The following is a 6,075-nucleotide window of genomic DNA, read 5'->3' as shown; positions in this document are numbered from 1 at the left end:
TATTGGTCGTTCTTGGTGTTCCGTTAGCATTGAATTTACTATTCATCGGGAATAATTCTTTGCCAAAAAGCCTTGCTTTACTTGCTCTTTGGTAGAAAAATGCCGAACCTTCCATTGTATTCGTACCATTTTTGGTAACCGCATTGACCGAACCACCACCTTGGCGGCCTTGTGTTACATCATAATTATTGGTCGAAACTTGGTATTCACGGATAGCTTCTTGCGAAATCGTGTAAGGGCCATTGCCAACAGCTCCGTTGGTGTACATATTTCGGGCATTGGCACCGTCCATCGTTACGTTAGTTGATGAAGTACGTTGACCACTAAAACTACCATTTCGGCCTTGTAGTGGAGAAAGTGCAGTTAAAGCCGTAAAGTTTCTACCTTCCATCGGAAGCTGTTTCATCTGCAAGGCCGAAACGGCAATTGCCGCACCAGCTCTTTCGGTTTCTTTATTAACAAATGAATTTGCCGACACTACAACTTCCGATAAAGTTGTGCTTGAAGTCATTAGTTTTGCGTCAATTTTCAATTTATCTCCTTGATTAAGAGCGTAATCTGAAAACTTTTGAGTCTGATAACCCACAAACGAAACCGTAATAGTGTAAGGTTTACCAAGCGGAAGTTGTTGCAATTGAAATTCACCATTGATGTTGGTGAGTGTACCAGTCTGAAAACCAGTCGATTCGTTACGAACACGAACCGAAGCTCCTGGAATTCCTTCACCTTTTTCGTCTTTTACCACACCAGCAATTGTGGCATCCGTTCCTTGCGAAAAAGCATTAATACAAAGTAAAAATCCAAGTAAGATGAATAATAAAGTTTTTTTCATGGGTTGTGAATCCTGTTTGTTGAGCCGCAAAAGTACTCACCCCATGTAAAGCCTATGTTAGCTAATGATTGTCAAAGCATTAACAATTAGAAGGTTGAAAAAATAAACAAATGAAAAATCTACTCATTTAATTATGCAAAAAACTTTAAAAAGAATGTTCTCTACTAATTTCGAAAATTGTAGTTAAAAAGTATTTGGGCTAAATCATTCTCTTACCGAGAATAATAGTTGTTTGAGAATTAATACAATTATGCGTTTAGCCTAATTTTACATATTTTCGCCAATTATGTTGCTCTTTAAAACCCAGCATTTCACGGATTTTACGATTAGAAAATAATGCTTCATGCTCGTCTAATTCACGAGTGATTGGTACATTCGGGAAGAATCTTTCTGCCAGTTCTTTGCTTGGAATAATCGCACCGTTATGGTCGTTACCAGCATTGAAAACCTGATAACCAAGTCCATCTTTTTGCAGACATAAATCTACGATTTGCCCTAAATCACGAGCATCAATATAACAAAAAGCATTTCGACGACGGACTTCTGGATTTTTGAAATAATGGGGAAAAAGCTCAGCATATTCGTGCGGTTCAATCACATTTCCGATGCGGAGGGCATAAATATCAAAACCTGAGCGTAGTTGAAAGCTCCGTGCCGTTTTTTCATTCACAACTTTCGATAAACCGTAGCTATCCATCGGGTCAACGTCATAATCTTCTTCGAGTGGCAAAACTTTTGGGTCAGTTACACCATCTGCAAAGCAAATACCGTAGGTAGTTTCCGACGAAGCAATGATGATTTTCTTGATGCCCAATTTCACGGCTGCTTCAATCACATTATATGTGCCAACCGTATTTACTCGAAAAGTTTCGTTATCGGGCTTGATTAAAATTCGAGGGACAGCCGCAAAATGCACAACTGCATCAAATTTTGGTATGCCATTGCCAGCTTCGAGTTCGTGCAAGCCTGTGTATGAACTCATGGCATTAAACATTTGTCCAGAGTCAGTAATATCAGCTATTAGGTTATCTACTCCTGGGTGTTTTAGTGGCGTAAGGTCAACGTTTAGCACTTGATGTCCTTCTTCGAGTAAGTACGGAATTACGTGTTTCCCTGCTTTTCCTGAGCCACCTGTAAATAATATTCGCATTGTTTTTATCGGTAATTTTATCGTAAAACTATTTATTTTTGAAGTTGTTTACTTTCATACATCATATCCAAAATGCCATTCACAATGGCACTTTCGGCAAATCCAGGTTTTAATCTTGAAGATACTACTTCAAATGTGTAAGTTCCAAATGCAGCATCATGAGGGATATAACCAGATTTTGCATATCCATTTGTAAGCGTTAGCATCATTGTATGTGCAAATGGTGACTCTCTTTTCAAACGAGTTGAGATGGGGTTGAATACTTCACCACCAACTGAAGAAAAGGCAATATCGTTAATACTTATTAATCCAAGTTTGATATCAATCGAGTCGGCATCCTCATAAGTTCCAGCATACCCAGCTCTGCCTTCATCTAAGCGTTTACGGCCTGGGCAAGTTACTATTTTTTGATTGGCATAAATTTTTACATTGCTTTCTTTTCTTTCAATACCTCTCATTACGTGCATTACTTCTTCACCCAAAAACTGCCCCATTGATACAATCATTTGTTTTTGCTGTTGCATCAATTTTGCTACTTGTGGGTCGTCTCTATTCAAGCCTTGACCACCTGGAGGCATTTTATTGCTAATATCTATGCCTCTTGAAGCATATTCTTTTATCCTTATTTCACGCAAATCATAGGTCTGCTGAAAGTAGATCGGGTTTTGGTCGCCACAAGCACCTGTTGACCAGACTGCTACAATTTTATCGTCAAAAGTATCTTCAATATATTTAGAAGTTGTGCCTGGGGCATCACCACTTACCATGTCCAACATCCCAACCGTAACGGCGTGCATGGCATAGTTATAATGCACAGCTATTGGTTTACCATCAAGGGTTTCAAACGTAACCACCGCAACGGTTTTATCAGATGGACCGTCATAATTTGGTCCTTCCCACCATCTTCTTGTCTTGGGGTCGATAATATTTCGATTCACGTTTATGTAAGAAACGCCTTCACCGTAGCCAATTTTGGCAGGTTGTAGTTTATCTTTTGCTTGTTTTACAGAGTTTACAACTTTAGCTTCAAATGCCTCTCCACCTATCCTGAAAGGTACACTATGAGTATGTGTGGCAGTAAGCATGATATTTGTAGTCGGAATACCTGTTTGAGTCGCTATTTTTTCGAGTAAACTCTTAGCCATTTCATTAGGAATTGCACCAACATCGAGTGTTACTAAAGCTACAGTTTTATTTTGATCAGCAATTACGATTGCTCGTGAATGTATCCTGTCATAAATACCAAGAAAGCCACTTGGCAATTCACTGAGTTCAGGCGTAATATCAATCTTTGCGGCACCAACTTTTAAGTTGTTTTGGGCAAAACTTATGTATGAAAATGTAAGAAAAAACAGTAATAATACTTTTGTTTTCATAATTGTTATAGGTTTATTTTGGTTGAATAAATGTATTGTTTATTGTCTGAATAACTGAAAGTAAAGTTCAAACAAACTCCTTTCTTTTAGTTAGGCTAAATGTACATAGTCTTCATCAATAATCAACAAATAAGCAATAATCGTTCAGTTTTTTCTTTGGGGGCACGATGAACACATGGCAGTATTTTGCTTTCAGGATAATCTATGGCCAACCGCCATATATGACCAATACCTAAACTGAAAGGCAAAGCATTTGGTTTAGGTTGATAGTGTAAGTCAAAGAAGTTTTCAGTTAGAAAGTCTTCAAAACCTTCATCTTCATTACCATATAGTTTTTTGAGTTCATCACGTATTTCGGGAATCAGTATTTTTTGTACGACTGCTGAATTTGGTACTATTTCGCTCGGAACACCGTAATACGTACATAAAAAAGTATCGGTTGGTATAGGCGAATGGTCCACATGGAAAGAGTAAACATCGGTCGGGAAGAATGGATAGTCTTCGTCTCGTTCGTAAGATTTAATCACATTAAGAATTGGAGCCGCACCGTGTGCAGTGAGTAATTGTAAGTCGTTGAGTATAATTTCACGAGCAAGTTGCCCTTGCTCACTCAATGAAAGTTTACGAAGTAGCTCTTCATCTATTACTGTGATATTTCCGTTTATTTCTACCTTACTGATAATCTCAGCGAAATCACCTTTTAGATTACGTATCCAACCAATCGCATTTATTTCTCTATTAAATGGCGTAGAAACAAGGTCTTGAAAATTTGTGACACGTTGAATTTGATGTTTGGCTTGAGAAGAATCTATCATAGTGGTTAGTGTACGAATAAAATGTCTGGCTTTAAAAATGTACACAAGTTAATCCAGCCATTCAAATAGATATTTTTCGTTGTATTCGATTTCAAATTTATGTAGAAAATTGAGATATTCATAGAAGGTTTTAAGCCGACAAAAACATGAACATGGTCGGCAACGCCATTCACAATGATGGTTTTTTGATTTTTTTCTTTGATAATTCCAGCTATATATTTGAAGACCTCATCTCTTCATGGTTTTTGAAGTAGGTTTTCTCGCCCTTTTACTGCAAATATATATTGAATGTAGATTTGTGAGAATGTGCCTGCCATGTTTTTTTGTTTTAAGGTATATCCATTTTATTATCATATCACCCCTTCGGGGTTCTTATTTATTGTCTTTGCATAATTATCTATAATCGTTACATCCCTTCGGGATTTTTAATTTGAATTTCCAAGGGGTGAAAGGATTACAGCAAATTAATAGCAATTCCCAATCCACAAACCAAACAATCAAAACTATATTTATCATTCAGTAATATCTTACTCAAAAATCGACAATTCAACAAAACTCCGCACTCAAACTCAGAATTCAGAACTCTAAAAACTATCTTTGCACTCATAAATAGTAATTGAGTATGCAAATCATTGAAGTAGGAGAGAGCAGAAAGCTACAAAAAGAATTTTTAGAGTTTCCCTCACGCCTTTATAAGGGCAATAAATATTGGATTCGTCCGCTCGATAATGACATCGAAAAAATCTTTGACCGCACCAAAAATCCACTTTTTGATGGTGGAGATTGTGTGCGTTATCTTGCTCTTGACGATTCGGGCAAGACCATCGCACGAGTGGCGGCTTTCGTCAATCCAAATACAGCTAATCAAAACGACCAGCCAACGGGTGGCATGGGTTTCTTTGAATGTGTTGATAATCAGGAAGTTGCCTTTGCGATGTTTGATAAATGCAAAGCATGGTTACAAGAACGAGGCATGGAAGCAATGGACGGCCCGGTGAATTTTGGTGAGCGTGATAATTGGTGGGGACTGCACATCGACCCACATGATGCCGAACCAACTTGGGGGATGTTTTATCACCAAAAATACTACCGAGCTTTTTTCGAAAATTACGGTTTTCAAGATTATTTCCAGCAATATACATTTTTGTTGCCCATCCCCGAGGTTGAAGCACGTAAGGTGGTTCGCCCTGCACTTTTCGAGATTGCTAATCGTATTTATAATACTCCAGTTTATGATTTTAGGCACGTAAGCAAGAAAGAATTACCCAAGTTTGCTGAAGATTTTAGAATCATTTATAACAAAGCATGGGCAAAAAATATGTCAACGGGTGAAATGACACCTGAGCGTGCAGCGGCCATCATGCAAACTATGAAACCAATTTTGGAAGAAGAATTAATGTGGTTTGGCTACCATAACGACGAGCCGATTGCTTTTTTTATTATGATTCCCGAATTGAACCAAATTATTAAGCATATCAATGGTAAACTGAATCTGATTGGGAAAATTAAGTGGTTGTATCATACTTTGATGAAAACCAACAAAAAAGCACGTGGGGTAATTTTTGGTGTAATTCCAGAATATCAAGGGCGTGGTATCGAATCGGCCATTGCTTTGTCGTTTTCGAGGGCATGTTGGGTGCCAAATTACCAGTATGAAACCCTCGAACTCAATTGGATTGCCGATTTTAACCCCAAAATGCTCAAAGTAACCCAAATGCTTGGTGCAAAAAAATACAAGACTTATATTACCTACCGATATTTGTTTGATAGAAATAAAGAATTTAAGCGTTGTCCACCGATTTAAAAAGCTATTTTACAAAGTGAAAAATAAATAAAAAATCGTTAACTTTGCAATAATATAGACATTTTCACTAAAAAAATCCTTTTGTAAAGGTAAATTAT

5 protein-coding genes and 1 pseudogene are annotated in these 6,075 nt (G+C 37.5%); 1 reads left to right on the top strand and 5 read right to left on the bottom strand.

What is annotated here, in order from left to right:
* The 5 genes and pseudogenes from A6M55_RS11105 to A6M55_RS17570 all read right to left on the bottom strand — a co-directional run.
* A partial coding sequence (locus A6M55_RS11105; RefSeq protein ID WP_197491696.1) for a carboxypeptidase-like regulatory domain-containing protein occupies window positions 1–832 on the bottom strand: 832 nt, incomplete at its 3' end.
* Window positions 833–1,088: 256 nt separating this feature from the next.
* Window positions 1,089–1,982 (bottom strand): NAD(P)-dependent oxidoreductase, encoded by an 894-nt coding sequence (locus tag A6M55_RS11100; protein WP_064197659.1) that lies wholly within the window; start codon window positions 1,980–1,982, stop codon window positions 1,089–1,091.
* 32 nt (window positions 1,983–2,014) lie between these two features.
* Window positions 2,015–3,358, bottom strand: coding sequence for a neutral/alkaline non-lysosomal ceramidase N-terminal domain-containing protein (locus A6M55_RS11095; RefSeq protein ID WP_064197658.1), 1,344 nt, complete (start codon window positions 3,356–3,358; stop codon window positions 2,015–2,017).
* Window positions 3,359–3,480: 122 nt separating this feature from the next.
* Entirely contained in the window at window positions 3,481–4,173 is a 693-nt protein-coding gene (locus A6M55_RS11090; protein WP_064197657.1) for a hypothetical protein, read from the bottom strand.
* A 5-nt stretch (window positions 4,174–4,178) separates the two neighbouring features.
* Window positions 4,179–4,394: pseudogene (locus tag A6M55_RS17570) on the bottom strand (transposase); the annotation flags it as partial.
* A gap of 401 nt (window positions 4,395–4,795) precedes the next feature.
* On the opposite strand from A6M55_RS17570, the gene A6M55_RS11085 reads away from it, so the two are divergent.
* Complete coding sequence (locus tag A6M55_RS11085; protein ID WP_064197656.1) at window positions 4,796–5,977, top strand: hypothetical protein; 1,182 nt, start codon at window positions 4,796–4,798, stop codon at window positions 5,975–5,977.
* Window positions 5,978–6,075 lie beyond the last annotated feature (98 nt).

This window comes from Emticicia sp. MM (assembly GCF_001649495.1).
Note: the sequence above shows the minus strand (reverse complement) of the source record. Positions and strands in the feature narration are given on the sequence as shown.

Bases quoted from the DNA above. Each gene is read 5' to 3' on its own strand.
- A6M55_RS11100 (WP_064197659.1), bottom strand. From the start codon at position 1,982: ATGCGAATATTATTTACAGGTGGCTCAGGAAAAGCAGGGAAACACGTA.
- A6M55_RS11095 (WP_064197658.1), bottom strand. From the start codon at position 3,358: ATGAAAACAAAAGTATTATTACTGTTTTTTCTTACATTTTCATACATA.
- A6M55_RS11090 (WP_064197657.1), bottom strand. From the start codon at position 4,173: ATGATAGATTCTTCTCAAGCCAAACATCAAATTCAACGTGTCACAAAT.
- A6M55_RS11085 (WP_064197656.1), top strand. From the start codon at position 4,796: ATGCAAATCATTGAAGTAGGAGAGAGCAGAAAGCTACAAAAAGAATTT.